The 26,934-nt window shown below is 46.5% G+C and carries 24 protein-coding genes and 2 pseudogenes; 13 read left to right on the plus strand and 13 right to left on the minus strand.

What is annotated here, in order from left to right; translation table 11 throughout:
* The first annotated feature begins 119 nt into the window (after nt 1–119).
* From cls (LNN34_RS19135) to LNN34_RS19145, 3 genes are all read left to right on the plus strand, one after another.
* The gene (cls, locus tag LNN34_RS19135) at nt 120–1,319 is read left to right on the plus strand and encodes a cardiolipin synthase (protein ID WP_229044188.1); all 1,200 of its coding nucleotides are present in this window, start codon (nt 120–122) and stop codon (nt 1,317–1,319) included.
* A gap of 12 nt (nt 1,320–1,331) precedes the next feature.
* Nucleotides 1,332–2,294 carry a UV DNA damage repair endonuclease UvsE gene (gene uvsE / locus LNN34_RS19140; protein ID WP_229044189.1) on the plus strand — a complete coding sequence of 321 codons (963 nt, stop codon included), beginning with the start codon at nt 1,332–1,334 and terminating at the stop codon, nt 2,292–2,294.
* An 80-nt stretch (nt 2,295–2,374) separates the two neighbouring features.
* Nucleotides 2,375–2,647, plus strand: coding sequence for a hypothetical protein (locus LNN34_RS19145; protein ID WP_010332264.1), 273 nt, complete (start codon nt 2,375–2,377; stop codon nt 2,645–2,647).
* Nucleotides 2,648–2,688: 41 nt separating this feature from the next.
* On the opposite strand, the gene LNN34_RS19150 is transcribed toward LNN34_RS19145, so the two are convergent.
* The 9 genes from LNN34_RS19150 to LNN34_RS19190 form a co-directional block, all read right to left on the minus strand.
* Nucleotides 2,689–3,213 carry a dihydrofolate reductase family protein gene (locus LNN34_RS19150; RefSeq protein WP_229044191.1) on the minus strand — a complete coding sequence of 175 codons (525 nt, stop codon included), beginning with the start codon at nt 3,211–3,213 and terminating at the stop codon, nt 2,689–2,691.
* A gap of 9 nt (nt 3,214–3,222) precedes the next feature.
* Nucleotides 3,223–4,950, minus strand: coding sequence for an ABC transporter ATP-binding protein (locus LNN34_RS19155; protein ID WP_229044193.1), 1,728 nt, complete (start codon nt 4,948–4,950; stop codon nt 3,223–3,225).
* 88 nt (nt 4,951–5,038) lie between these two features.
* Entirely contained in the window at nt 5,039–6,541 is a 1,503-nt protein-coding gene (gene cls / locus LNN34_RS19160; protein ID WP_044159783.1) for a cardiolipin synthase, read from the minus strand.
* A 104-nt stretch (nt 6,542–6,645) separates the two neighbouring features.
* A complete protein-coding gene (locus LNN34_RS19165; RefSeq protein WP_229044195.1) occupies nt 6,646–7,275 on the minus strand; it encodes a YitT family protein in 630 nt (209 codons plus the stop codon).
* A gap of 165 nt (nt 7,276–7,440) precedes the next feature.
* Entirely contained in the window at nt 7,441–8,133 is a 693-nt protein-coding gene (gene narI, locus LNN34_RS19170; protein WP_059292339.1) for a respiratory nitrate reductase subunit gamma, read from the minus strand.
* On the minus strand, nt 8,130–8,684 hold the full coding sequence (gene narJ, locus LNN34_RS19175; protein ID WP_059292338.1) for a nitrate reductase molybdenum cofactor assembly chaperone: 555 nt from the start codon (nt 8,682–8,684) through the stop codon (nt 8,130–8,132). Before narJ ends, narI begins: the two co-directional genes overlap by 4 nt.
* 25 nt (nt 8,685–8,709) lie before the next feature.
* On the minus strand, nt 8,710–10,173 hold the full coding sequence (narH, locus tag LNN34_RS19180) for a nitrate reductase subunit beta (RefSeq protein WP_044159791.1): 1,464 nt from the start codon (nt 10,171–10,173) through the stop codon (nt 8,710–8,712).
* Nucleotides 10,163–13,849 (minus strand): nitrate reductase subunit alpha, encoded by a 3,687-nt coding sequence (locus LNN34_RS19185; RefSeq protein WP_229044197.1) that lies wholly within the window; start codon nt 13,847–13,849, stop codon nt 10,163–10,165. The genes narH and LNN34_RS19185 overlap by 11 nt, the downstream gene beginning before the upstream one ends.
* Nucleotides 13,850–14,066: 217 nt before the next feature.
* Nucleotides 14,067–14,543 carry a Crp/Fnr family transcriptional regulator gene (locus LNN34_RS19190; RefSeq protein ID WP_044159794.1) on the minus strand — a complete coding sequence of 159 codons (477 nt, stop codon included), beginning with the start codon at nt 14,541–14,543 and terminating at the stop codon, nt 14,067–14,069.
* Between the two features lie 143 nt (nt 14,544–14,686).
* Between LNN34_RS19190 and LNN34_RS19195 the strand changes: the two genes are divergently transcribed.
* On the plus strand, nt 14,687–15,406 hold the full coding sequence (locus LNN34_RS19195) for a YwiC-like family protein (protein ID WP_229044199.1): 720 nt from the start codon (nt 14,687–14,689) through the stop codon (nt 15,404–15,406).
* 32 nt (nt 15,407–15,438) lie between these two features.
* Here LNN34_RS19195 and LNN34_RS19200 read toward each other — a convergent pair whose 3' ends face one another.
* The 4 genes from LNN34_RS19200 to LNN34_RS19215 form a co-directional block, all read right to left on the minus strand.
* Nucleotides 15,439–16,155, minus strand: coding sequence for a Crp/Fnr family transcriptional regulator (locus LNN34_RS19200; protein WP_044159797.1), 717 nt, complete (start codon nt 16,153–16,155; stop codon nt 15,439–15,441).
* Nucleotides 16,156–16,265: 110 nt separating this feature from the next.
* Nucleotides 16,266–17,453 (minus strand): nitrate/nitrite transporter, encoded by a 1,188-nt coding sequence (locus LNN34_RS19205; RefSeq protein ID WP_059335153.1) that lies wholly within the window; start codon nt 17,451–17,453, stop codon nt 16,266–16,268.
* Between the two features lie 134 nt (nt 17,454–17,587).
* Nucleotides 17,588–19,258 (minus strand): arginine--tRNA ligase, encoded by a 1,671-nt coding sequence (gene argS, locus LNN34_RS19210; protein ID WP_059353713.1) that lies wholly within the window; start codon nt 19,256–19,258, stop codon nt 17,588–17,590.
* Nucleotides 19,255–19,683, minus strand: a complete 429-nt coding sequence (locus LNN34_RS19215) for a DUF1934 domain-containing protein (protein WP_229044201.1) — start codon at nt 19,681–19,683, stop codon at nt 19,255–19,257. Before LNN34_RS19215 ends, argS begins: the two co-directional genes overlap by 4 nt.
* Before the next feature lie 311 nt (nt 19,684–19,994).
* Here LNN34_RS19215 and sboA point away from each other — a divergent pair, with 311 nt between their 5' ends.
* The 9 genes and pseudogenes from sboA (at nt 19,995) to LNN34_RS19260 (ending at nt 26,934) form a co-directional block, all read left to right on the plus strand.
* A complete protein-coding gene (gene sboA / locus LNN34_RS19220) occupies nt 19,995–20,126 on the plus strand; it encodes a subtilosin A (RefSeq protein ID WP_003222002.1) in 132 nt (43 codons plus the stop codon).
* Nucleotides 20,083–20,223: pseudogene (locus tag LNN34_RS22140) on the plus strand (bacteriocin biosynthesis protein). The gene sboA and the pseudogene LNN34_RS22140 overlap by 44 nt, the downstream one beginning before the upstream one ends.
* Nucleotides 20,224–20,260: 37 nt before the next feature.
* On the plus strand, nt 20,261–21,607 hold the full coding sequence (gene albA / locus LNN34_RS19230) for a subtilosin maturase AlbA (protein WP_229044202.1): 1,347 nt from the start codon (nt 20,261–20,263) through the stop codon (nt 21,605–21,607).
* A gap of 12 nt (nt 21,608–21,619) precedes the next feature.
* A complete protein-coding gene (gene albB / locus LNN34_RS19235) occupies nt 21,620–21,781 on the plus strand; it encodes an antilisterial bacteriocin subtilosin biosynthesis protein AlbB (RefSeq protein ID WP_024123213.1) in 162 nt (53 codons plus the stop codon).
* Nucleotides 21,778–22,497: an ATP-binding cassette domain-containing protein gene (locus LNN34_RS19240; protein ID WP_229044203.1), complete on the plus strand. Its 720-nt coding sequence runs from the start codon at nt 21,778–21,780 to the stop codon at nt 22,495–22,497. Before albB ends, LNN34_RS19240 begins: the two co-directional genes overlap by 4 nt.
* Complete coding sequence (locus tag LNN34_RS19245) at nt 22,490–23,800, plus strand: antibiotic biosynthesis protein AlbD (RefSeq protein ID WP_069486783.1); 1,311 nt, start codon at nt 22,490–22,492, stop codon at nt 23,798–23,800. The genes LNN34_RS19240 and LNN34_RS19245 overlap by 8 nt, the downstream gene beginning before the upstream one ends.
* Nucleotides 23,790–24,950 (plus strand): annotated as a pseudogene (locus tag LNN34_RS19250) (insulinase family protein); the annotation flags it as partial. The gene LNN34_RS19245 and the pseudogene LNN34_RS19250, both read left to right, overlap by 11 nt.
* A gap of 8 nt (nt 24,951–24,958) precedes the next feature.
* Complete coding sequence (locus tag LNN34_RS19255; protein ID WP_229044204.1) at nt 24,959–26,236, plus strand: M16 family metallopeptidase; 1,278 nt, start codon at nt 24,959–24,961, stop codon at nt 26,234–26,236.
* The gene (locus LNN34_RS19260) at nt 26,233–26,934 is read left to right on the plus strand and encodes a bacteriocin biosynthesis protein AlbG (protein ID WP_229044206.1); all 702 of its coding nucleotides are present in this window, start codon (nt 26,233–26,235) and stop codon (nt 26,932–26,934) included. The genes LNN34_RS19255 and LNN34_RS19260 overlap by 4 nt, the downstream gene beginning before the upstream one ends.

Below are 26,934 nucleotides of genomic sequence, written 5' to 3' on the forward strand. Positions count from 1 at the left end.
CCCTGCCCCAAAATCTGTATTAGATTATCTTTATGATAAATAATGAATGAGTGTTCAGTCAATAATTAAATTCCTGCTGTTCGGGCACACTACCTACAACTACGGAAAGGAGTGCCGGGATGAAGGTATTTTTCGTGATTCTCATCGTTGTCATCATACTATTGGCTTTAATCCTGCTGGATATCTTTATGGGCCGCGCCGCATACAGAAAGAAAGCGTATGAGCCTGTTTTTTCAAAAAAGAAAAGTGATATCGAATTGATTCACTGCGGCGCTGATCTTGTTGAACGGATGATGGAGGATATACGCGATGCCGTCTCTTCCGTTCACGTGATGTTTTTCATTATGAAAAACGATGAGGTCAGCCACAATATGTTCACACTGCTGAAAACAAAAGCCCAGGCCGGCGTATCGGTTTATTTGCTTCTGGATTGGTCGGGCAGCCAAAAAATTAAAAAACCGGCGCTGGAGACAATGAAAAACGCCGGCGTTCACGTTCATTTTTTAAACCGGCCCCGTTTCCCTTATTTCTTTTTTCATATACAAAAACGAAATCACCGGAAAATTGCTGTGATGGATGGAAAAGTCGGCTATGTCGGCGGGTTTAACATTGGTGAGGAATACCTTGGAAAAAAGGCGAAGTTCGGCAATTGGGAGGATTATCATCTGCGTATGACGGGAGAAGGTGTCCGCGATCTTCAAACGCTTTTTACAGCCGACCTGAAACGAAATACCGGATCAGCCGAACTGGGTCCGGATGTTTGGCCTGAGCTTCCCCAAGGGAATATCCCTCATAAGATTTATGCGACTGACGGCTATTCTCTTGAAAAAACGTATTTGGCAAATATCGCACAGGCGAAAGAGCGCATTACGATTTGCACGCCATATTATATTCCGACTAAACCGCTTCAGCAGGCTTTGGTCAAAGCAAGAAAAAACGGTGTAGACGTTACATTGATTGTGCCGATGAAATCAGATCACCCGCTGGTCAGAGAAGCTGCTTTTACATATTATTCGGACCTGCTGGATGCCGGCTGTCTCATCTACCGTTTTTACCAAGGATTTTATCATGTGAAAGCCTTGATCATTGACGATCACTTCAGCATGATCGGCACAGCCAATTTTGATCAGCGCAGCCTGTTTTTAAATGAAGAGGTAAACGTTGAAATTGATGATGTTGCATTTACAAAAGAAGTCTATGCCACGATTGAAGAGGATATTAAAAAGTCGGAGCTGCTGACAAAAGAAAATTTCAAAAAACGCACGTTCAGGCAGCGACCGGCGGAATGGTTCGGTAAAGCATTATCTTATTTTCTATAAAGGAGAGTTCCTATGATTTTCAGATTCGGGTTCGTCTCAAATGCGATGAGCCTTTGGGATGCGTCTCCCGCCAAAACACTGACATTCGCCCGTTATTCAAAGCTGCCCGAGAATGAGAGAAAAGAAGCCCTTTTGGCTGTGACGAAAGCCAACTTGCGCAATACCATGAGAACCCTTCACTATATCATCGGCCACGATATTCCATTGTACCGTTTTTCCAGCTCAATTGTGCCGCTGGCCACTCATCCTGACGTGATGTGGGACTTTGTGACGCCGTTTCGCAAGGAGTTCCGTGAGATTGGAGAACTCGTGAAAAGATACAATCTGCGCACAAGCTTTCATCCTAACCAGTTTACCCTGTTTACGAGCCCTAAGGAATCCATTACAGCAAATGCAGTAACCGATATGGCTTATCACTACCGCATGCTTGAAGCGATGGGGATTGCAGACCGCTCAGTTATCAACATCCATATCGGCGGCGCTTACGGAAACAAAGAAAACGCTCTGAAACAATTTCATCAAAACATGAAAATGCTTCCGAAAGAGATCAAACAGCGGATGACGCTGGAAAATGACGATAAAACGTACACCACGGAAGAGACGCTTCAGGTCTGTGAACAAGAGAATGTTCCGTTTGTCTTTGATTTTCATCATTTTTACGCAAACTCGGATGATCATGCAGACCTGAATGAAGCACTGCCCCGGATGATCAACACATGGCAGCGGATCGGATTGCAGCCGAAGGTCCATCTTTCCTCTCCAAAATCGGAGCAAGCGGTGCGCAGCCATGCGGAATATGTAGACGCCAACTTCTTGCTGCCGCTTTTGGAGCGCTTCAGACAATGGGGAACCAATATTGATTTTATGATCGAGGCGAAACAGAAGGACAAGGCGCTTCTCCGGCTGATGGATGAACTGAGCTCAATCCGCGGCGTGAAACGGATTGGCGGCGGCACTCTGCAATGGAAATCATAAGTGTGCAAAAACAGGTTTACAGTTTGTACACATTGGGAACATACGCTATATAAGACAAGAATCAATGGAGGAGAAAGAACATGAAAAACATCAAGTCTCTAAAAGTAGCCGCACAGGCATTTACTTTAAGAAATTTGATTCACCTATATAAAATGTGCCATTCCGGAAGCCACGAGGTTTATATTTACTCAAAGAAAACGATGTGCAAAATCAAAAGCTTAATCGAGCTGGAAACGTTCCGTATGGCTCATAACGAAAAAGAATATCTGATTGTGGTTGAAGGAACAAAAGCGTCTCAGCTGGTTGAAAAGTTTCAGAATATGATTGAGCCCGCTGAGAGAGAAGCGCTCTAACTTACATAAAAAAGGATAGACAGTGATGTCTATCCTTTTTCTTATGCTCGTTTATAATGCAGCTGCGCCGCCTGTCCAAATCGTTTTATATCGGTTAAACGCAGCTTTGTTTCGGTATTTTGCTCATGAAACAGCGGAATGCCGCACCCTAATACAACCGGAATGACAGTGATGATGAATTCGTCGACTGCATCCTCTTTCATAAAGGTATTCACCAGCTCTGCCCCGCCCGCGATCCAGATATTTACGCCTTTTTGCTGTTTTAAGCGGCCGGTGAACGCTTTGATGTCTTCATCGATAAACGTCACGTGTTTATCATGATAGCTGTCGGGCGTTTCCGTAAACACGTAGCATGTTTTATCCTGATACGGAAAATCGGGTGTGAGAATTTTGGTGTGTTCGTATGTGCTCCGCCCTAATATGACGGTATCAACAGTCTGATAAAATTCACTGTACCCGTTATCACCCTCGCCTTCAAATTCATCCAGCCAGTCGACGCTCCCATCCTCTCTCGCGATCATCCCGTCTAACGAAACAGCTATGTACAGCACATTTTTTCTATCCATACTCTCCTCCTATTGCTGCACCATCTCTCCGAACTGTGCATGATGCAGTCTGCTGTAAATACCGCCGGCTTCGATCAGTTCCTGATGCCGCCCTTGTTCCTCGATACCGTTTTTTGTCACGACGACAATTCTGTCCGCGTGTTTGATCGTCGCCAGTCTGTGGGCGATCACCAGCGTCGTGCGCCCCTCCGACAATTCTTGAAGCGCCTTTTGGATCGCCGCTTCTGTTTCTGTATCAAGGGCGGAAGTTGCCTCGTCCAGAATCAGGATAGATGGATTTTTCAAGAACATCCTCGCAATGGAAAGGCGCTGCTTTTGCCCGCCGGAAAGTTTTACGCCGCGTTCTCCGATGACAGTGTCCAATCCATCCGGCATGTGATTGACGAGTTCTTCTAAGTGAGCCTGCTTCACAGCCTGCCAGATTTCCTCTTCCGATGCATCCAAACGGCCATATGCAATATTCTCTCTCAGTGTGCCCGAGAATAAGAAAACGTCCTGCTGCACAACGCCAATCTGCCCGCGCAAGGAAGACAGCGTCATGTCTTTAGTGCTGATGCCGTCAATGGCAATGTCGCCTTCTGACGCTTCATAAAAGCGCGGAAGCAGACTGCAAAGTGTTGATTTCCCCGCTCCGGACGGACCGACAAACGCTACCGTTTCCCCTGCCCGAATGGTCAGGTTAATGTCATGAAGAACATGTTGATTCTCATCATAGCCAAACGAAACATGCTGATAGCGGATATCACCTTTCAGCCCGGAAACGTCTCTCGCCTCAGGGGAATCCTGAATATCCGGCTCTGTCTCCATCAGTTCCATGTAGCTTTTAAAGCCGGCAATTCCCCGCGGATACATTTCAATAATGGCGTTAATTTTGTCAATCGGCCGAAACAGGACATTCGTTAATAGCACAAACGCCACAAATTCTCCGTATGACAGGGAGCCTCGGATGACAAACCACGTACCGCACAAGAGGACAAACAGCGTGACAAACCGTGTCAGCATATAGCTGATGGAGCCGTTTTTCGCCATGATTTTATATGATGACAGCTTAGTGATGCGGAATCGCTGATTGTTGACAGCAAAGCGCTCTTTTTCAAACGATTCATTGCCGAACGCCTGAACGAGCCGGATGCCGCCGATATTATTTTCTACCCGCGCACTGAAGTCTCCGATATCCTTGTTCAGCGTCGTAAACGCTTTGGTCATTTTTTTATTGAAGTAAAGCGCAAGCCAAATGACAATCGGCATGATCATAAACGTCAGCAATGCCAGCTGCCAGTTGATAAACAGCATAACCCCGAACGCCCCGAGAATCGTCATAATGGCGATGAACAAATCTTCTGGACCGTGATGGGCGACTTCGCCGATGTACATTAAGTCGTTCGTCAGCTTCGACATTAACGTTCCCGTCTTGTTGTTGTCGTAAAATTTGAAGGACAGCTTTTGCAGATGGTCAAATAGCGACTTTCTCATATCGGTTTCAATATTGATTCCGAGCATATGCCCCCAATACGTGACGACATATTGAAGAGCCGAGCTGAGCGCGTAAACCGCGAACAATCCGATTGAGGTCGCGATGATCAGGCCCCAGTCTCTCCCCGGAAGCAGGGTATCAATAAAATAATTGACGATTAAAGGAAAACTCAGCTCCATTAAGCCTCCTGCGATCGCCGAGAAAAAGTCGAGAAAGAACAATGTTTTATATGGTTTATAATACGCAAAAAATTGCCGCAGCACCCTATCTTCCCCCAATGCATTAATAACTGATAAGATTTCTCAATTATACTATACACTGGCTGTTTTGAAAGACAGTATTTCTTTTTTCTTACAGAACACTTGAAAAGAGACGGGCAACAGATTCCTTTGTCCGGTCGGCCATTCCTCTTTTATAAAAGCCGACAGGGCTAAGTTTCTCACTTTCCAGCATATCCTCTTCGAAATGGTCTTCCAGGGTGCGGATCGCTTCGGCATCCGTGAAGAAAACGTTCACTTCAAAATTGAGCTGAAAGCTGCGCATATCCATGTTTGCGGTTCCGACTGAGGCGAGATCGCCGTCAATGATTATTACTTTTTGATGCATGAAGCCTTTTTGATAGGAATACACCTCAATCCCTTCTAGAAGCAGCTCAGGGAAATACGATCTCGACGCGTATTGCGTTAAAAAGCTGTCATTCGTCTCCGGCACCATAATCCGCACCTGAACCCCTTTTGTCGCGGCGGCTTTCAAAGCCGTGCGGATGGATTCATTCGGGACAAAATAAGGCGTGGCGATCCACACAGATTTCTGCGCTGTAGAAATCATTTCATAGTAGAGGTCACTCATGCTTTCCTTCATGTCAGGCCCTGTCGCAACAATTTGATAAATGCCTCCGCCCTCCACGGGGACTGGCGTATTGTATTCTTTTTGATCAATTAACACTTCATTAGAGACATATTCCCAATCCAGCATAAAGATGGCGTGAAGCGTTTGCACAATTTCTCCTTCCAGCCGCAGATGAGTGTCCCTCCAAAAACCGATAATCGGGTCTCGGCTGATATATTCCTTCCCGACATTCAATCCGCCGACAAAGCCGATTTTCCCGTCTATGATCACGATTTTACGGTGATTTCGAAAATTCAATTTCTGATTGAAGAACCCGTATTTCAGCGGAGAAAAAGGAACAATGTCCACGCCCGCTTTTTTCATTTTCATAATATCTCTTCCTGCCAATTTGATGCTGCCCGCAGCGTCATATAAAAACCGCACCTCGACACCCTGACGCGCCTTTTCCATCATAATCTCCATCATGCCGCGGCCAAGCATGTCCGATTTGAACATGTAGTATTCGATATGCAGATAAGATTCCGCTTTCCGCATCGCTTTGAAAATATCAGGAAAGGTTTGTTCCCCGTTTTTCAAAACCTTCACCTTGCTTTTCGTGTTGATATTCATATGTGAAGCCCTGATGGAATAGGTAAAGAACCTTTCCTGATTGTCCTTCAATCCGGTCACTTCAGGCGTTTCCTCCATGTCAAACTGCTTTCGAAGCTTCTCCCTGTTGTACATTCGTTTTGTTTTAAACAGCTTTCCTTTTACATACAGCTGTCCGGAAAACAGATAAAACATGTAGCCCGCGATCGGAAAAAAGACTAGAATATGTATCCATAACAGCGTGTGCTGTGACGTTCGATTTTCAAGGATTAACGAATAAATGCTGAACAAAATAATGCCGGCATAGCAAAGCAATCCTCCGTAAAACTCAAGCCTGGAAACCGGAAAAACCCATATGACGTATGCCCCGATGAGCATGATATATAAAAAGAAAAACTCCAGTCTCCTTTTCAGCATTTGTCCCCTCTCCAATCCGATCCGATTACCTTCGTATTTCCTCTTATTTCTAACCGTTAAACCTTTCTATGAAAAAAGCCTCTCCGCGCGCGGGGCGGAAAGGCTTACGAGGAGGCTTCCTGTGATTGGCCGGAAGTAAAGTTCTTGAGCAAATCTGGCTTCAGCGAGTAGCTGCTTTTGATTTTATGTTTAAAGAAGCCGACAGCCAATCCCGTGATGGCAATGGACAGAATGGAGCAGAGGCCTTTTTGCAAACCGACGGAAAAAATGCCGGCCAGCACAACGGCGAAATCGAAGGCGAAATTAACCGTCCCCGGATTCCACCCGTATCGCTTTTGCATAAATAAAGCGATAATATTGGCGCCGCCAAGGGATGCCTGGTGATAAAACATGAGCGACAGGCCGAACCCGATCAATGCTCCGCCGCAAATCGCGCCGGCAAACGGGGAAAAAGAGACGGGCGGAAGCCAGTGATCAGCGCTTGTAAAAAGAGTCAGTGCTGTTACTGCAAATAACGTGGATAAAGTGAAGCTGGCACCCATTCTGATAAAAGAGAAGACATAAAACGGGATATTAATCAGAAAGAAGATCATAGCAAACGAGGAATGAAACACGTATGTCAGGCTTAGAGAAAGGCCGGCTGTGCCGCCGGTTAACACATGAGAATGTCTGAGCGTCAGAACCCCGGCGCTAGTGATGAGGCAGGCAGTTAAAATGAGGAACATCCGTTTCATTCTTCACTCTCCTTTTTCGAATATATTGTTATTTCCAAATACAAAAATATCAGTATTCCTTTCCGCCAAGCAATTGTCTTGTAAGAAAATATCTTAGGTTTTTATTTTTTCCTATAATGTGAAGAGAAGATGAGAAATCCCCCTTTTTGGCAAAGGGGGATGTTTTTACGGATGCTGTATGTGTTGTTTCGAACGCTTGCGATATACGACATAGCTGCGGGTCAGGTATTTGAGCGGCAGGCTGAACACGTGAACCAATCTCGTAAATGGCCACATGATAAAAATGACGTATCCCATGAGAATATGAAGCTTAAACCATAGCGGAACACTCTCCATTAAAGAAGCGTCCGGCCTCAGCAAAAAGATCTGCCTGAACCACGGCCCGACTGTTGTCCGGTAATCGAATCCTTTCGAATCAACGTTGAGAAATGTGGCTGCAACGCCCGAGACCATCACAAACAGCAGCAAAAACAGCGTGAGAAAATCGGAGGGCGAGCTGGTTTTGCGGATCCTTTTGTCAAACAGCCTTCTGTATGTCAGGATGAAAAGTCCAATTACTGCAGCAATTCCCGCCGGCAAGCCGACGCCAATCGCCATTTTGTGATACACGTGTTCTGTGATGCCGATTGCACGATACACACCTTCGGGGATGAGAATGCCCATAACGTGTCCGCCGATAACAAACAGCATCCCCCAATGAAAGAGCGTGCTGCCCGCCGCAAGCTTTTTCTTTTCTAACAGTTCGCTTGATTTGGCGGTCCAGCCAAACTGGTCGTGCTGATAGCGGTAAATATGCCCGCCGATAAATATCGTCAATACCATATACGGCATGATGACCCACAGGATCTGCCCGCTCATGTCCGAACAGCTCCTTCGCTGCTTTCACACAAGCCGATTTCCTCAAGCGCGGTAAGCAGTGCATCCAGCAGTACGGCATATAAACTTTGGTTTTGATCTAAACGGGATGTCAGCTCCCGCAAATTAGACAGATACTTCTCAAATATGCTCTTGGCTTCCTTCATCTCCGCAATGGCGGCGAATTCCAGCATAAGCGGCAGGTAATCGGGAAGCTCTTTGTCTGTCGGGAGGAAGCCGGATTGCTCATAAGTGTTCTTTAACTGCAGCAATTCAATGCCGCGTTCCCTTTGCTCGCCTGAGTTAAAGTAGGTGACATACATATTCGTTTTTTTCCCGAAGTCAAACGTGTATACATAATGTTCAATCAGGGCCTGCGGGGAAAAACATGCTGATGACTTTACAAAATGAAGCAGTTTCTCCCGGATATGCTGATTTTCGATTTCATTGATCAGATCTTTCCATTCGGGATGTTCCGCTCTCCACTCTTCATCCGGATACGAAAGAAGATAGGAAAGAGCCGAGAATGTGATTTGCCGGTCTGTGGTGTTCATCGTGTTACACCTCATTTTTCTTTGGTTATATACAAGAGCCGGGACCGCCTGAAAATGATAAGCCGCAGCTCCCTTGTTCAGCGTATAAATCAGAAATGTCTTCACGGTGGCTGCTCGGAATCACAAATCGGTCATCGTATTTGGCGATCGCAAGCAGCCGATACATGTCTTCAATTTGCTGTTCTGTTAAGCCGACACTGGAGATCAGTGCCGGATCGATGGATTTATTCGTCTGGATCGCTCTCATATACTGGCGCATGACAGACATTTTCTTTAATGTCGACCGAATATGATCTGTATCACCGGCCGTTAATAGCTGCGCCAAATAGTCAATCGGAATCCTCATTTGGTCGATAGCCGGAAAAATGTCTTCCGCTGTTTGCCGGCTTCCCTCTCCTTCAAAGAGATTCATGATTGGACTCAAAGGAGGAATGTACCAAACCATCGGCAATGTCCGATACTCCGGATGAAGCGGCAGGGCGATTTTCCAGTCGATGATCATCTTATAAATGGGCGATTGCTGTGCAGCCTCTATCCATTCTGTCGGGATGCCCTGTTCCTTTGCTTGTTTAGCAACCTCGGGATCATTCGGATCAAGAAACACTTCTAATTGAGAATGATAGAGATCCTTTTCATTTTCTGCAGATGCCGCTTCCTCCACCTTATCCGCGTCATACAGCATGACGCCCAAATAACGGATTCTCCCCACACATGTCTCTGAACAGATGGTCGGCAGTCCCGCCTCCAAACGCGGAAAGCAGAGTGTGCATTTTTCCGCTTTGTTCGTTTGCCAGTTAAAATAGACTTTTTTATAAGGGCAGGATGAAACGCAATATCTCCATGAACGGCACGCGTTTTGATCCACAAGCACAATGCCGTCTTCCTCGCGTTTGTACATGGCGCCGGACGGGCAGGATGAAACGCACGCCGGATTGATGCAGTGCTCGCAGATGCGCGGAAGATACATCATAAAGACTTCATCGAATTCTGTTTTGATAGACTCCTCCATCTTTTGAACGTTCGGATCTTCAAGTCCCGTAATGTGGCCGCCCGCCAGATCGTCCTCCCAGTTCGGCCCCCATTCAATATTCATGAAATCTCCCGTCAGCGACGATTTTGGCCGCGCTACGGGCTGATGTTTTTTCTGCGGACTGTTAGTCAGCGTTTCATAATCATAGTTCCAAGGCTCGTAGTAATCATCAATGGTTGGCTGATTCGGATTATAGAAAAGATTTGCAAGACGGTTGGTTTTCGGGCCTGATTTCAGCTCGAGCTTTCCTTTTTTTAAGGTCCAGCCGCCTTTATATTTGTCCTGATCCTCCCATTGCTTCGGATAGCCGATACCTGGCTTTGTTTCTACATTATTGAAATACATATATTCGGCACCGGAACGGTTTGTCCATGTGTTTTTGCAGGTGACGCTGCACGTGTGGCAGCCGATGCATTTATCTAAGTTCATGACCATTCCGATTTGCGCTTTAATCTTCAAGCCAATCGACCTCCTTCAGCTTGCGGATGACCACATTCAGATCACGCTGATTCCCCGTAGGGCCATAGTAGTTAAAGCCGTAGCTGAGCTGGGCATAGCCGCCGATCATCTGTGTCGGCTTGACGTGAATTCTTGTCGGACTGTTATGGGTGCCTCCGCGGTTATTGGTCAGTTTTGTGCCGGGCACGTTGATGTGGCGGTCTTGGGCATGGTGCATAAACGCCATTCCTTTAGGAATCCGATGAGACAAAACCGCTCTCGCGACGACAACGCCATTTCGGTTGAAGCATTCAATCCAATCGTTGTCTCGGATATCTGTGTCCTCTGCATCATCTTTATTCATCCACACTGTCGGCCCGCCGCGAAATAGCGTAAGCATCGGCAGAGAATCAAAATACATGCTGTGCACGGACCATTTGTTATGCGGCGTTAAATAATTGAGAACGATTTCTTTGCCCTCTTGATCAGGCCGTTTGCTTAAGAAAGGGCGATGCTGGAGGATCGGTTTAAAGGTCGCCATCGTTTCCCCGAACTCCATCATTAGCTCATGATCGACATAATAGGATTGTCTGCCTGTCAGCGTACGCCAAGGGATTAATTTTTCCACATTTGTCGTAAACGGCGAATACCTGCGCCCGCCTTTTTCCGAGCCTGTAAATGCCGGAGATGTGATCACCGTTTTGGGCTGAGCCGTGATTTGTTCGAACGTAAAGCATTCTTCCTCCCGCTCTTCAGCCAGATCTTTCAGCTTCAGATTTGTGATGTCTTCAAGCGATTCCCATGCTTTTACGGCAACTTTTCCATTCGACGTGGACGAAAGGGTTAACACGGCTTCTGCCGCCTGCTTGGCCTCGCTTATATTCGGACATCCCTTTGCGACACTGTCTGAGGTGACTTCTCCCAGCCTTTTTTTGAGTGATTCGTATTCATCGGCAATCGACCAGCTCATGCCTTTTGTTCCGCTTGGTTTTAAGGCGGCGTTTGGGCCGAGCGCAGTCATTTTATGAAAGATTTGCTTGTAGTCCCTTTCAACAACTTGAATGTTCGGCATCGTTTTCCCCGGGACGGCTTCGCATTCGCCTTTGCTCCAGTCCTTAATTTTTCCGAGAGGCTGGGCCATTTCCTGCATGGTGTCATGGAGGAGCGGTGCGGCGACAGCTTCTTTTACCGGCTTCATATCAACTTCGTCCGCGAGATCGGAGACGGCTTTTGATAAAGCCTTGAAAATATCCCAGTCTGACTTCGATTCCCAAGGAGCCGAAATAGCCGGGGCAAAGGGGTGGATAAACGGATGCATATCAGTGCTGCTGAGATCGTGTTTTTCATACCATGTCGCCGCCGGAAGCACGATATCGGAATACAAGGCGGTACCGGCCATTCGGAAATCGAGATTGATTAACAAATCGAGCTTTCCTTCCGGTGCCTGCTCGCGCCATTTGATTTCTTCAGGACGGATGCTGTCGCTGTCGTCATTCATCAAGCCGTTCGTCGTTCCCAAGAGATGCTTGAGAAAATATTCATGCCCTTTTCCCGAACTGGAGATCAGATTCGCTCTCCACACGAACAGGTTTCTCGGAAAATTCGCTTCATTGTCAGGATCTTCAATGGCAAATTTCAGTTTTTTCTCTTGAAGCTGGCGGGCCACATAGTCAGCAACATCTTTTGTTGTCTTCGCCCCCGCTTTTTCAGCTTCTTTGTACAGGTCAATTCCGTTTTTATCAAATGTCGGATAAGACGGAAGCCACCCGAGTCTTGCCGCCAGCACATTGTAGTCGGCGTGATGCTTGTAGCGGGAGGATGCCGCCATCGGAGATGCTAAGTCACTGACCGGCTGATCCTCGTAGCGCCACTGGTCAGTCGCAAAATAGAAAAAGGAAGTGCCGTTTTGCAGCTTTGGCGCCCCCTCCCAATCCTTAGCGTTGGCGATCGTCTGCCAGCCTTCAGCAGGGCGGAGCTTTTCCTGTCCTACATAATGAGCCCAGCCTCCTCCGTTTACGCCTTGGGCGCCTACCAGTAATACGAGATTTAATACTGCCCGGTAGATCGTGTCAGAGTTGAACCAGTGGTTGATCCCCGCCCCTACGATAATCATGGATCGGCCCTCTGTATCGATTGCATTTTGGGCAAACTCTCTGGCTATCTTAATGACGGCTTCTTTTTTGATCCCTGTCACCTGCTCCTGCCAGGCTGGCGTAAACGGTTCAGGATCGTCATACGAGCAGGCTGATTTCTCCCCGATCCCCCGATTCACGCCGTAGTTAGCCAAAATCAAGTCAAATACGGTTGTGACATAGACATCTTCATTGTCCAGGGCCAGTTTTTTTATAGGCAGATCTCGCTCTAGCACTCTGTTTCCCTCATTTGAGAAATAAGGGATTCGAACCGTGCCGATTTCGTCCTCTATGCCGAGCACCGAAAGCCGGGGTTCAATCGATTCGCCTGTTTCTTCATCTATCATGTGCAGGTTCCATTTCTTTTGGCCGTCCCAGCGGGAGCCCATTGTTCCTTGCGGGATCGCGAATGCGCTTGTACGTTCATTCCACACCGCAGGCTTCCACTGATCATGCTCCGTCTGCCGCCCGATGTCCTTTGCGTGAAGAAAACGCCCGGCCGTATACACGCCATCCTCTTTAGTTAGAGTGACAAAGAACGGGAAATCCGTGTATTGCTTTGCGTACTCTATGAAACGCTCCGTCTTCTGATTAACGTAAAACTCCTGCAGGATCACATGCCCCATCGCCATCGCAAGCGCGCCGTCTGTTCCTTGGCGGATGCTCAGCCAGTCATCTGCAAATTTAGAGGATTCCGCGAAATCGGGGCTGATTGAGATGACCTTAGCGCCTTTATAGCGGGCTTCTGCCAAAAAATGCGCATCCGGCGTCCTCGTTAACGGCACATTGGAACCCCATGTGATGATATAGCCTGAGTTGTACCAATCACTGCTTTCCGGGACGTCTGTCTGGTCGCCCCAGATTTGCGGTGATGCCGGGGGAAGATCCGCATACCAATCATAGAAACTGAGCATAGGGCCGCCAATCAAAGACATAAACCGCGAGCCTGACGCATGGCTGATCATGGACATAGCCGGAATCGGAGAAAACCCGATATTCCGGTCAGGGCCGTATGTTATAACCGTATACAGCAGAGAAGCAGAAATCAGCTTCAGCACCTCCGGCCATTCAGCGCGCACAAAGCCGCCCTTTCCCCGCGCCTGTTTATAGGACTTCGCTTTATCCGGATTTTCAACGATCGATTTCCATGCTTCCAAAGGGTTTTGATGAGCCTGCAATGCTTCCCGCCACAAATTGATCAGGACACCGCGCACGTATGGGTATTTCACACGGAGCGGGCTGTAGATATACCAGGAAAAACTTGCCCCGCGGGGACAGCCCCTTGGCTCGAAGTCAGGCATATCAGGGCCGGTTGAAGGATAATTCAAATTTTGCCCTTCCCACGTGACGATGCCGTTTTTCACATAAATATTCCAGCTGCAAGATCCCGTGCAGTTGACTCCGTGGGTGGAGCGGACAACTTTATCGTACTGCCATCTGTTTCTATATACATTCTCCCAATCGCGATCTTCGCGGGTGGTTTGGCTATGTTTATTTGAATGGTGTTCGATAGGAGAGAAATAGTTCAATCTCCTAAACAACGGACTCAATTTCTTTTTCTTCATGAGAGTTCACTCCTTCCGAGTCAGGTGATGCTAAGTTCACTATAAACAGAGAAAGCGTATTTCCTTGTGAACTATGTCACACACTCCCCTTTTTTCACAGAAAGTTCACATGAGGAAGAAGGAATGGACTTTCACAGGATGTGATGAAGGCGGCGTTCAGGCAGGACGCCTGAGTCATTAGCCGTCTTTCATTCAAAGATCAAAAACCCGGTTCCTTTTAGGAATCGGGCTCAGCGTTTTCATCCTGAGATCTATGCATGTATCGCAAAAACAGCTCATAAGAGAAAAAGACATTTTGCTGGAGCATCACCAGAAAATTCATTTGCAGCTGCGGATAATAGGACATGATTTTCTTTAATATGTAAAAAGGGATATTGAGCATAAGAATGTCTTCGGACGTTCGGACTGAAATGAATGGAGATAAGAACATCCCGCCTTTTTGATCAATGGGAAACACATCGCCTTTTTCCCACAGCGCCACGGTTTGCGACCCTTCAGGCAGCCTGCTGTCAATAAAACGAATACTGCCTTTTAATACAATATAAATGGATTGAGAATGGAGAAAAGATAGATCCTGATCACATGAACCGCGGATAAACGTCCCGTTATTCAGCAATGTTTCGACAATGGATAGAGGCACTTCATTAAACATAGGAAGTTGTTTCAAAAAAAATAAATAGTCACACTGATTCATAGGGAAGCCTCCTGTGCTAAGGATAGCTTTAGTGTAGCCCGGCCGATCCATGACAGCAGTGATGTATTTCACAGATGATATGATGAATGTCACTTATTGGCGGTATTTTTGCTTTTATAATGAAACAAGAAAGGAGTGTTTCGATGAAGGCGCTTATTCCGAAGCAGCACGGCGCTTGGGCCATGCTGCTGATTCCGTTTTGCCTCGGTATGGTGAAGGGAGGAGCGATTCTTTGGCATATCCCCCTATTTTTAGGCTGGCTTTTTCTTTATTTAGCTGTTTATCCTGTTACGCTGGCATTAAAAAAGAAACAAATCAACCCCTATCAAAAGTGGATATTTTCTTACAGTTTTCCAGCCTGCAGCTTTTTGCTTGCCGCTGTCATCCATAAGCCGTCTTTTATCTGGCTTGCCTTTTCTTTGCTGCCGCTGTTTCTCATTCATGTGTATTATGCCCGGCAAAAAAATGAACGAGCGCTGCTGAATGATTTTGCGGGCGTCTTATTCTTTTGTACAGGCGGACTCGCCAGCTGCTGGCTGGGGACGGAGACTCTTGACGGCTGGGCATGGTTTATTTTCGCACAATCTGCTTTGTTTTTTATCGGAAGTTCATTTTATGTGAAGTCGGTGATCCGGGAGAAGAATAATAGAGTATTTGCCTGCTGGTCGTGGGGCTATCACCTGATCCTCCCCTTACTTTCCGCAGCTTTTGGAGCGGGCTGGGCCGTTCTCGCCTTTATCCCCAGCAGTTTGCGTGCATGGTTTTTTCATGGAAAGAAGTGGCCTATTCAAACGATCGGCATTCTTGAAATCGTCAATGCGTGCTTCTTTTTCGCCATCATGTGTATTTGGCTAACAAGATAAAAACAAGGACACATTGCTGTCCTTGTTTCCTCTTAATCAATATTGCAAATCTCTAACGGGCAATTTTCGCACTCAATCTCACACCGTAAATAGTCCCGCTGATGCAGTACAATCTTTCCGGAATCCTCTATTGAAATAACCCCTTGTTTGCGGAGATCACCCAGCATGCGGTTGACGCTCTCTCTTGCAGCCGCGCAAAATTTCGCCAGATCCTGGTTTGTCAGGGCAATGTTAATGAGAATGCCGTCACTCCGGTTCACCCCATAGCTGTTTGACAAGCGGATGAGGGTGGAGTAGAGCGCCCCTTTTTTGCCATGAAGAAGAAGGTCTCTGATTTTGGATTGAATTTTGCGCAAATGGGTGCTCATCCATTTCATAAATTCAAATGTCAAAGCACCGTTGTGGATAAGTTCCTTTTCAAGTCTGCTTTTATTGATGACGAGCACTTCGCCATCCTCCAGCACTTTTGCACTGAGCATATATCTCGGTTCTTCTGTGAAAAGTGTTAATTCACCGACAATATCATTTTTTTGGCAGATTCTTAGCGTCAGGTCTTTGCCGTCAGACGTCAGCTTCCCGATTTCAATGAGTCCTGACTGAATCAGATAAAGCTCTTCTGCATCCATTCCTTCTCGAAACAGGTATGTGTGTTTTTCGATTTTTCTTTTTGTACTGATGGATTCCAGCAATTGATGAAGATCACTGGAAATAAGATCCTTATCAGATGTTCGAACAGAGAGAAAATTCATGAGCTCACCTCGAAGAAAAGTCACGTTGTGTATCTATTGTAACGTGAAATCATTTGCGCTTTTCAGAAAAAACTTACAATCTCGTGAATTCCCCAATCGACGGCGGCCCGTCAGTTTACGCTGGGCCCGCTTCTCTCTGTATGTGTTTTCATTCTTTCCTGCCAATACATCCATATGACAATGACAAAGCTTGCTAACGCGACTTCCGAAAGCGCCATAAATCCGATGGCGTATTGTCCCGTCGCCTGAAATACACTCGCCAGGATCAGCGGAGGGAAAAAGCCGCCTAATCCGCCCATGGCAGACACAACTCCGTTGGCGATTCCCGCCTGCTTAGAAAAATAGAAAGGAACCAGTTTAAAAACCGTCCCGTTTCCAATTCCGGAGCACACCGCAACCGTTAACGCCCCAAAGGCGTAAATGCCGATCGTCGGCGAAAACGACAGGATGACGCCCGATAATGTCAGGCCGGCAAAGACAAACATCAGGATGCGGAGCGGACTCACTTTATCAGCCAGCCACCCGCCCGCCGGCCTGAGCAGCGTGGATACAGCAATAAAACCTGCCGTCCGCAGCCCGGCATCCGCAGGACTCAGATCAAACTGCTCAACAAGAAAGTTTGGCAGATAGATTGTAAAAGCGACAAAGGCGCCAAACGTAATAAAATAAAAGAGACTCAGAAACCACAGCACATGATTTCGGTAAACGGCTTTGATTTGAGTCTTTACGGACACCTTCACTTTCTTCTCATGCCGGTCACCGAAGAAAAAGTGCAGCAAAGCAAATAAAGCCAGCAGAACCATATACATTTGCACCGTACTTTTCCACCCCGCCGCTTGAGCAATCACGGGAGCTGCAAATGTAGTGATCGCGGTTCCGATATTCCCGGCACCGTAAATACCGTTTACAACGCCATGTTTTTCTTTAGGATAGTACTTCGGAAGAGATGTAACCCCAATGGAAAAAACGGCTCCCCCAATCCCTAAGAAAAAACCGCCCGCGATTAAATCAAACAGGGAATCTGCCATACTGATCCAAAATACAGGGAATAAAAGCAATATAAAGCTAATCATAAAAATGATCCGCGCGCCAAACCTGTTGGTCAAATACCCCAGCGGAATGCGGAGAAGCGATCCTAATATAACGGGTATGGCCGTTACCAGGGAGATTTCGCCTTTGCTCAAATGAATATCTAATGTGATTTGGGAAATAAGTGACGAAATCAGCACCCAAACCATAAACCCTGCCACCAAGCTTAATGACTGCAGCGATAATTGAAAGTGTTGACGGTTAATCATTCGGCTTGCCCCTTTCACTGATTCAATAATCAGCCTTATCATACAAAAACTCGGCGAAGAAGATTGTGAACTATATCACACGATTTTTTAACAAAAAAAGGACAAAGCCCTCTGGCTTTGTCCTTTCAGCTTGTTTACATTTTTTCAGGAGCCGATACGCCGATCAATTGAAGCGCGTTGTTCAGCGTGATTTGCGTTGCTTTCATTAAAGCTAAGCGCGCACGGCTTTTCTCTTCGTTTTCAGGGTCGATGACTTTCTCCGCATTGTAGAAGCTGTGCAGAGCTGAAGCCAAGTCATAAATATAGTTCGTCACACGGTGAGGAATTCGTTTTTCCGCCGCTTCCGCCACTGCCTCTGGGAAACCGCCGATTGTTTTCAGCAGATCGTATTCTTTTTCTGATTGAATAGGGCTGAAATCAAGATCTGCCGCCGGCTTAAGTCCTTGCTCTTCCCCTTGGCGAAGCATGCTGCAAATGCGGGCATGTGCGTATTGCGCATAATATACAGGGTTTTCGTTAGATGTTGATACAGCAAGATCCAAGTCAAAATCCATATGCGTATCAGCGCTGCGCATCGCGAAGAAATAACGCACGGCATCAAGGCCGACTTCGTCAATCAGGTCGCGCATCGTTACCGCTTTCCCCGTCCGTTTGCTCATTTTCATTTTCTCGCCGTTTTTGTAAAGGTGCACGAGCTGAATGATTTCTACTTCCAACGTTCCTTTTTCATAGCCAAGTGCTTCGATTGCCGCTTTCATACGCGGGATGTAGCCGTGGTGGTCGGCGCCCCATACGTTGACCAGCTTATCAAAGCCGCGGTCAAGCTTGTCCTTATGGTAGGCGATATCAGGAAGCAGGTATGTGTATGTGCCGTCCTTTTTGATCAGTACGCGGTCTTTGTCATCACCGAACGTTGTGGAACGGAACCAAGTCGCACCGTCTTCCTCATAGACATGGCCTTTCTCACGCAGCGCGTCCAGCGCCTTATCGATTTTTCCGTTTTGGTACAGTGATGTTTCAGAATACCACACGTCAAACGGCACGCGGAAGTTTTCCAAGTCTACGCGAAGCTTCTCCAGCTCGTATTTCAAACCGTACTCACGGAAAAATGCGAGGCGTTCGCTTTCTTCTTCGTTGACGAAACGGTCGCCGTATTCCTCAGCGAGACGCTTTCCGATTGAAATGATATCCTCACCGCGGTAGCCGTCCTCCGGCATCGGTTTTTCCAGTCCAAGCGCTTCAAAGTAACGGACTTCCACAGAAAGCGCCAGGTTGTTAATCTGGTTTCCGGCATCGTTAATGTAGTATTCGCGGCTCACATCGTAACCCGCTTTTGCAAGCACATTGCACAAGGAATCGCCGACAGCCGCACCGCGCGCGTGGCCTAAGTGAAGGTCGCCCGTCGGATTTGCAGATACGAATTCCACTTGAACGCGTTCGCCGTTTCCGATATTTGTTTCTCCATACGCGTCTCCCGCTTCCAATACAGACGGGATCAGCTTCGTTAAATATTGATTGTTCATATAGAAATTGATAAAACCAGGACCGGCGATATCAAGCTTCTCAATAGAAGCCTTTCCTTTATCAAAAGAAGCGACAATCTCCTCAGCGATTTGGCGCGGCGCTTTTTTCGCGATTCTCGCGAGCTGCATCGCCATATTTGTTGAATAATCGCCGTGTGTTTTATCCTTCGGTGTTTCTAAAATGACATTTGGAATCTGGCTTTCTTCAGCCAGTCCCGCTTTCAGAACGGCTGCTTTGATTTCTTCTTTCAGCACGTCCTTCATCTGTTCCGCAATGTTCATGCGTGAGTTCCTCCCTCATACGTGATCGTCATATTATGTAAATGCTGCTGCTCGTCTCCGACATGCATATCATATGCGATACTGATACGGCCTTGTTCTTCGCCGAGATCAGATTGAATCGATTTTGTGCTCGTTTTCAGCTCAAGCTCACCAAATGACATTTTATATTTGGCGATTGTGGAAGCTCCAGTCACGAAACGCTGGTTCATTTTGACAGCGCCTGATCTCATGACAAGCACTTCGCCTTCGCTTACTTTTACAATCGTTTTCACTTTGCCTAAGTCGTGTTCTTCATAATAAGATAGATACACTTTATTCTGTTTCACATAGTAAAATCCGGTGGTGCGGAATTCGATCACTTCTTCGTTTCCGTCATCCTCGATCACAGACTTCACATGGAGTGTTATCGGTGTCTCTTGCTTCATTCTGACACGTCCTTTTCATCATTCCACTTTGACTTGAATAGTATAATCATTCGGTTTGTAAACTTCAACTGCTTCTATCTTACCATCATTGCTCATCAGATTTGAAGATAAACCTCATAAAAAGCATTTCCTTATATAGAAGAGAAAATCATATCACTAATTACCTTTAGGAAATGTTACATTTTTCCGAAATCTATCATTTCCTTTTCACATTTTTTCAAAATATATGTATTGAATTAGTAATTTGATAGTTTTAAGATAAAAGTACAACATAGATCTGCTAGAAAAACAAAAAAAGGGAGGATTCAATTATGAAAAAAGCTGTCATTGTAGAAAACAAAGGTTGTGCAACATGCTCGATCGGAGCCGCTTGTCTAGTGGACGGTCCTATCCCTGATTTTGAAATTGCCGGTGCAACAGGTCTATTCGGTCTCTGGGGATAAGGTTCTCCGGAAAAGGGCATAGTAAATTACTATGCCCTTTTTAACTAAAATACAAATTTTAACTAAAATCTACATCTTGGTTATACATACACAGTGATTTTTATATTTGAATCATATGTATAGGGGATGGTATTTTGTTTATAGAGCAGATGTTTCCATTTATTAATGAAAGTGTAAGAGTCCACCAGTTGCCTGAGGGCGGTGTGCTGGAAATTGACTACATGCGTGATAACGTCTCGATCTCTGATTTTGAATACTTAGATCTCAACAAAACGGCTTACGAGCTTTGTATGCTGATGGACGGTCAAAGAACGGCTGAACAGATTTTAGAAGAGCAATGCGCAAAGTATGATGAGTCGCCGGAAGACCATAAGGACTGGTACTATGACATGCTCAGCATGCTTTTGAACAAGCAGGTCATTCAGCTTGAAAACCGGGCCCGCTTTCACAAAATCGTCACCAGCGGAAGCAATGAATTCCCGATGCCGCTGCATGCCACCTTTGAGCTGACGCACCGCTGCAATTTAAAGTGCGCCCACTGCTATTTAGAAAGCTCGCCGGAAGCGCTCGGCACCGTATCCATTGATCAATTTAAGAAAACGGCTGATATGCTGTATGATAACGGCGTTTTAACGTGTGAAATCACAGGCGGCGAAATTTTCGTCCATCCAAACGCCAATGAGATTCTTGAATATGTGTTAAAGAAATTCAAAAAAGTCGCCGTCTTAACCAACGGAACGCTGATGCGAAAAGAAAGCCTGGAGATGTTAAAAGCCTATAAGCAAAAAATCATCGTCGGCATATCACTGGATAGCGTACAGTCCGAAGTGCATGATTCATTTAGAGGGAGGAAAGGCTCTTTTGCCCAAACCTGTAAAACGATAAAATTGTTGAGTGATCATGGTATTTTTGTCAGAGTCGCCATGTCGGTTTTCGAAAAAAACATGTGGGAAATCCACGATATGGCCCAAAAGGTGCGCGATCTCGGGGCGAAAGCGTTCTCTTACAATTGGGTTGATGATTTCGGAAGAGGCAGAGATATTGTCCATCCGACGAAAGATGCCGAACAGCACCGCAAATTTATGGAGTACGAGCAAAATGTCATTGATGAATTTAAAGATTTGATCCCGATCATTCCGTATGAAAGAAAACGTGCGGCGAACTGCGGCGCCGGCTGGAAATCAATTGTGATCAGCCCGTTCGGAGAAGTACGCCCGTGCGCACTCTTCCCGAAGGAATTTTCATTGGGAAATATATTTCATGATTCATATGAAAGCATCTTTGACTCCCCTCTTGTCCATAAATTGTGGAAAGCGCAGGCGCCGCGGTTCAGCGAGCATTGCATGAAAGACAAATGCCCGTTCAGCGGCTATTGCGGAGGCTGTTACTTAAAAGGGCTGAACTCCAACAAATACCACAGAAAAAACATCTGCTCCTGGGCGAAAAATGAACAATTAGAAGATGTGGTCCAGCTTATTTAGGAGGGAAACAATTTGTCACCAGCACAAAGAAAAATGTTACTGTATATCCTTTCATTTATTTTTGTCATCGGCGCGGTCGTCTACTTCGTAAAAAGCGATTATCTGTTTACGCTGATTTCTATCGCCATCGCCATTATTTTCGGTATGCGCGCGCGGAAGGCTGACTCACGATGAGCATTTTGGATATACACGATGTATCCGTGTGGTATGAGCAAGACAACGTCATCTTAGAAAACGTAGATTTACATTTAGAAAAAGGCGCCGTTTACGGACTGCTTGGGGTAAACGGCGCCGGAAAAACAACGCTGATCAATACGCTGACAGGGGTAAACCGCAATTTCAGCGGGCACTTTACGCTGTGCGGCATTGAAGCGGATGCCGGCATGCCGCAGAAAACATCAGATGAGCTGAAGACCCGCCGCTACTTTGCTGCCGATTATCCGCTTCTATTTACAGAAATTACGGCGAAGGACTATGTTTCTTTCGTTCATTCTTTGTATCAGAAAGATTTCTCAGAGCAGCAATTTAACAGTTTGGCAGAGGAATTTCACTTTTCCCAATACACAAACCGGAGAATTTCCGAGCTGTCTCTCGGCAACAGGCAAAAGGTTGTGTTGATGACCGGGCTATTGCTCGGGGCTCCCCTGTTTATTTTGGATGAGCCGCTTGTCGGCTTGGATGTGGAGTCAATAGAGGTCTTTTATCAGAAAATGCAGGCGTATTGCAAGGCAGGCGGAACGATTTTGTTTTCTTCCCATTTGCTCGATGTGGTGCAGAGATTTTGTGATTATGCGGCCATTCTTCATCACAAACAGATCCGGAAGGTCATTCCGATTGGAGAGGAGACTGATCTTCGGCGTGAATTTTTTGAGGTGATCGGCCATGAATAACCTGTTTCCGATTCTGTCATTGCTGTTCAAACAGCTTTACGGCCGCCAAGGAAAAAAAGACGCCATTCGCATCACCGCAGGGCTTGCCGTTCTGGCCTTGTTTGAAATCGGGCTGATCCGGCAGGCAGGCATTGATGAATCAACCTTAGGAAAAACATACATCACGCTTGCGCTTCTGTTTATGAATGCGTACATGGTGTTTCTCTCTGTTACATCCCAATGGAAGGAATCTTACATGAAGCTGAGCTGTCTATTGCCGATCTCTTCCCGGAGCTTCTGGCTCGCTCAGAGTGCGGTTTTGTTTGTTGATACTTGCTTGAGAAGGACGCTGTTTTTTTTCATATTACCGCTGTTCTTATTCGGAAACGGAACGCTGTCAGGAGCACAAACCCTGTATTGGCTCGGCAGATTTTCGTTTTTTACTGTCTATTCGATTATTTTCGGCGTTTTGTTAAGCAATCTTTTCGTCAAAAAAAGGAGAACGGCACTCCTGCTGCATGCGGCGGCATTCACCTGCGTGTGCTTCAGTGCGGCTTTGATGCCTGCCGTGATCCCGCTATGTGCGATTCATATGCTCTGGGCTATTGTGATTGACTTCCCTTCATTCTTGCAGGCGCCTCAGCAGCAGAGCAAAATGCATTCTTTTATGCGGACATCAGAATTTTCGTTTTATAAAAGAGAATGGAACCGGTTTATTTCCTCCAAAGCGATGCTGTTAAATTATATTGTGATGGGGGCATTCAGCGGCTTCTTTTCGTTTCAGATGATGAACACCGGCATTGCCGATCAGCATGTCGTCTATATCGTGATTAGCGCTCTCCTGCTGATCTGCTCACCGATTGCTTTATTGTATTCTCTTGAGAAAAATGACCGGATACTGCTGATCACGCTTCCGATTAAACGCAGAACGATGCTTTGGGCGAAATATCGCTTTTATTCCGGTTTATTGGCCGGCGGGTTTATTTTGATTGCCATGATAATGGGCTTGATCAGCGGCCGGCCGATTTCACTTTTGACTTTTTTGCAGTGTATGGAATTGCTGCTGGCGGGGGCTTATATTCGGTTAATTTCAGATGAAAAAAAGCCGTCCTTCAGCTGGCAGACGGAGCAGCAGCTCTGGAGCGGTTTCTCTAAATACCGTTCCTATGTATTTTGTATTCCTCTTTTTTTAGCTACTTTAACAGGCACTGTTATTTCCTTGGCAGTCATTCCGATTGCCGGGCTGATCATTGTCTATTTACTGCAAAAACAGGATGGTGGTTTCTTTGATACAAGCGGAAAAAGAGAACGGCTTGGAAGTTAACCTGCTGACGACTGATCAATTTTCAACCATCTCGATCGCCGCGAGCTTTCTGAAGCCGATCGAAAGCGCGGCGGAACCTGAAGAAGAAACGATCTATTTTTATGGCGCGGCTGCACACCAGAAGCAAAACATCATCGACACTTTCGGCTATGCCGCCGGCCGCCGCTTCATGTATTCAGCAAATCTCTTTTTTGATCGGCAGCTGAAAACGTACGGGACCCGCATGATTCATCCGTTATATGCTGAGGGATTTCATACAGATGCTGTTCTGAACACCTTTGTTGACATGTCCTCCTTTCCGGCTTCTCTTTCTGCCAGCGCAGCGGAAAAGGCAAAAGCCGAACTGCTGCTGAAAATGGAAAAGACATTCGCTGACCCGTTCTCCTATTCAGCAGCCCGTCTGGCGGAGGAAGCCTTTGGAAACCCGATGTACGGCACTGCCATGTTGGGCCGGAAAGACAAGCTTATGGCTGTGCATCCTAAACGTTTTCTGGATGCGTCGGAATTTATCGCTGATTTATTTTCTCAGCAGAAACAGCTGAACATATTAGGAAACATACAGTCATGTGATGTTCAGGGACATGCCCCACAGGCGTCCGCCGTGTCTGCTGTAAGAAAACCCGTGAATCAGGATATTTTCGAAACAGAGACACGCAGCACAGCAGGTCCGTCCGTTATGACACTTGGCTTTGACTGCGGGGACATGAAAGATGTCCGCGATTATTTAGCCATGCAGCTGATAGACGGATTGCTCGGCAAATACGGCCATTCCGCTTTATTTCGGCATTTTCGCGAAAAAGATCTGGCCGTTTATCATGTGATCACCCGCTATGACATCATGAGCAATATGCTGCTTGTTTCCGTATGCACCGACCAGCTTCATGAAAACGAGATTCCTCCAAGAGTTTTGGAAGCTGTATCGCGTTTCCACGCGGATGAACCGGAATTAAAAAAGGCACAACAATTTTTAATCAATGAAATCCTGCTGCAATTTGATTCTCCTGAAGGACTCTTAGCCTATATGGGAATCCTGCGCCGTTTCTCTTGCAAAAAAGAAGACTTGCTGGACAGCATCTCAGCAGTCACGTGCCGCGATTTGCTGCAATTCATCAAAAATCTTACATATATCGGAGCTCATGTAGTAAGGGGATGGAAGATATGGAAAAGGAAGCCTTTTTTCAACAGCTGGATGAACGAACCGATATCAGATACACAGACAAGGGAATGAAAATATTCAGGTTACAATTCCCCCGCGCCCATTTAAGACTGTGCAATGTCAAAACCGGCTTTGGAAGCCGGGATGTCCGCTTACAGTCAGAAACCGGCAGCCGGATGCTGCCATATGGCACAGCGCACTTTTTAGAACATCTCCTTTTTTGGCATAACGGCCGGAACCTGTATAGTGATTTTTTTGAACACGGCGCGCTGTTGAATGCGTTCACCACTTACACTGATACAAATTTCATGTTTACCTCATTGCCGGATCGGCTCAGACAAACCATTCCAATCCTGCTTGACGCTTTATGGAACCACTCGTTTGACGAGCAGATCATTGCTCAGGAAAAAGCCGTGATTACAAGTGAAATAGATACGGCGCTTCTCAACCACCAGCTTCATTACCATTATCAGCTGATCCAGATGCTGTCTCCTGCCTCACCAGCCGCAATCTTCCCCGCAGGCAGAAAAAGAGACATTGAGGCTCTGACGATCTGTGATCTGCAGGAAGCCTATGCTGCAGCCTACCAGCCCCATCGGATGACGCTGTTTCTGATTGGCGGCCTAGAAGATGCGGAAACTCTTTTGCCTTCTCAGCTCAGGCTGGAAAAGCGCTCTGGCAGCCGCTCTGACAGAAAGATCGTCCCTGCGTGCCCTCCCCTCTCATCAAAAGAGGTAAAGGGTGATCTGGAGCGGCCGGAAGACACTTGGACCGGAATACAAATCGGGGCGCTCCCAGGAGAAAACGGACTTTTGACCTTGAAGCTGTATTGGGACATTGCCTCTCGCATCCTGTTTCACATGGATTCGCCGTTTTTTCAAGAGATCCGGCAAACGTACCGCTTGAATATCCAAAGCCTGTCAGCGGATGTTCACTTATCAGAGGATGGCGGCTTTTTGATCCTTCACAGTAAAGGGGCGCATTCTTCCGCATACATCGATGTGGCATCTTACTATATTACGCAGCAGAAAAACCGTACCGAAGCCTGGCTTGAGTACGGCAAGGATTCTTTAGTCAACGCGATCATCTATGACTGTGATTACGCGCGTAAATGCTTTGAATGGGCGGCAGAATGTGAACAGTACGATTGCTCGTTTCTCGGCCTTTACCGCACCATTCAGCAGATGAATTCTCATGATTTCTTGGCTCTCATTGAAGCAATGGTTTCTTCTAACAAAGCAGTCATTCATGTACCCCAGAAAGAAGTGATGAGACAATGAAAAAAAGCACTGTCTTTACTTTATTATTGCTGCTTGCGGCCATGGCGGCTTATTCCTTCGGCTGGTTTCACTCAGGTGCCGAAGCCGCGGGCCAATATGTACAGCTGATCAAAAATGACGCTGCCCGCCTTGGGCTGTTGGCTTGTGCCGCTTCCGTACTGATGCTTCCCGCCTTTCTCTATCTTCACTACGTGACGCAATCTGTCAAAAACATGACAGCAGCTTTTCAGAAACTCACACAGTCTCATCAAAGCTGCTGTGACTTTCAGCATCGCAAGCTGTGCAGCCGTTATGCCGACGATGTAAAATTGCTGCGCGACAGCTATAAGGGCATCCGCCAATCATATGTGATGGCTGCTGTATTGTATCAGGTCATCGTTTTCGGCTGCATGTTCGAAATCGTCAAGGCCGTTCCCTTCAGCTTTCATACGTCCCCTGCCGTTACAATGGGGCTTGCGGTGTTACTGATTTTGTATTTATTGTTTTATATGCGAACGTACTTGCTGCAGCTTTTTCAGCATGGAAACCTGTTCCGAAAAGTGCTTGTGGGAGTGCTGACAGGAGCCGGGATTTGGTGGATGCTCAGTTTTACTATAAGTGAACTGCTGTTTCTGATCATCTTAGCTGCCATCCAGCAGATCGGATCTTTTATTTATAAACGATTCTCTTATCGCAGCCCTGCTTCTCTCGATCTATAA

Origin of the sequence: Bacillus sp. AF23 (assembly GCF_020861455.1) — a bacterium.
In the GTDB taxonomy this organism is placed as follows: Bacteria; Bacillota; Bacilli; order Bacillales; family Bacillaceae; genus Bacillus; species Bacillus halotolerans.

Bases quoted from the DNA above. Each gene is read 5' to 3' on its own strand.
- cls (WP_229044188.1), top strand. From the start codon at position 120: ATGAAGGTATTTTTCGTGATTCTCATCGTTGTCATCATACTATTGGCT.
- uvsE (WP_229044189.1), top strand. From the start codon at position 1,332: ATGATTTTCAGATTCGGGTTCGTCTCAAATGCGATGAGCCTTTGGGAT.
- LNN34_RS19145 (WP_010332264.1), top strand. From the start codon at position 2,375: ATGAAAAACATCAAGTCTCTAAAAGTAGCCGCACAGGCATTTACTTTA.
- LNN34_RS19150 (WP_229044191.1), bottom strand. From the start codon at position 3,213: ATGGATAGAAAAAATGTGCTGTACATAGCTGTTTCGTTAGACGGGATG.
- cls (WP_044159783.1), bottom strand. From the start codon at position 6,541: ATGCTGAAAAGGAGACTGGAGTTTTTCTTTTTATATATCATGCTCATC.
- LNN34_RS19165 (WP_229044195.1), bottom strand. From the start codon at position 7,275: ATGAAACGGATGTTCCTCATTTTAACTGCCTGCCTCATCACTAGCGCC.
- narI (WP_059292339.1), bottom strand. From the start codon at position 8,133: ATGAGCGGGCAGATCCTGTGGGTCATCATGCCGTATATGGTATTGACG.
- narJ (WP_059292338.1), bottom strand. From the start codon at position 8,684: ATGAACACCACAGACCGGCAAATCACATTCTCGGCTCTTTCCTATCTT.
- LNN34_RS19185 (WP_229044197.1), bottom strand. From the start codon at position 13,849: ATGAAGAAAAAGAAATTGAGTCCGTTGTTTAGGAGATTGAACTATTTC.
- LNN34_RS19190 (WP_044159794.1), bottom strand. From the start codon at position 14,543: ATGAATCAGTGTGACTATTTATTTTTTTTGAAACAACTTCCTATGTTT.
- LNN34_RS19195 (WP_229044199.1), top strand. From the start codon at position 14,687: ATGAAGGCGCTTATTCCGAAGCAGCACGGCGCTTGGGCCATGCTGCTG.
- LNN34_RS19200 (WP_044159797.1), bottom strand. From the start codon at position 16,155: ATGAATTTTCTCTCTGTTCGAACATCTGATAAGGATCTTATTTCCAGT.
- LNN34_RS19205 (WP_059335153.1), bottom strand. From the start codon at position 17,453: ATGATTAACCGTCAACACTTTCAATTATCGCTGCAGTCATTAAGCTTG.
- argS (WP_059353713.1), bottom strand. From the start codon at position 19,258: ATGAACATTGCGGAACAGATGAAGGACGTGCTGAAAGAAGAAATCAAA.
- LNN34_RS19215 (WP_229044201.1), bottom strand. From the start codon at position 19,683: ATGAAGCAAGAGACACCGATAACACTCCATGTGAAGTCTGTGATCGAG.
- sboA (WP_003222002.1), top strand. From the start codon at position 19,995: ATGAAAAAAGCTGTCATTGTAGAAAACAAAGGTTGTGCAACATGCTCG.
- LNN34_RS19240 (WP_229044203.1), top strand. From the start codon at position 21,778: ATGAGCATTTTGGATATACACGATGTATCCGTGTGGTATGAGCAAGAC.
- LNN34_RS19245 (WP_069486783.1), top strand. From the start codon at position 22,490: ATGAATAACCTGTTTCCGATTCTGTCATTGCTGTTCAAACAGCTTTAC.
- LNN34_RS19255 (WP_229044204.1), top strand. From the start codon at position 24,959: ATGGAAAAGGAAGCCTTTTTTCAACAGCTGGATGAACGAACCGATATC.
- LNN34_RS19260 (WP_229044206.1), top strand. From the start codon at position 26,233: ATGAAAAAAAGCACTGTCTTTACTTTATTATTGCTGCTTGCGGCCATG.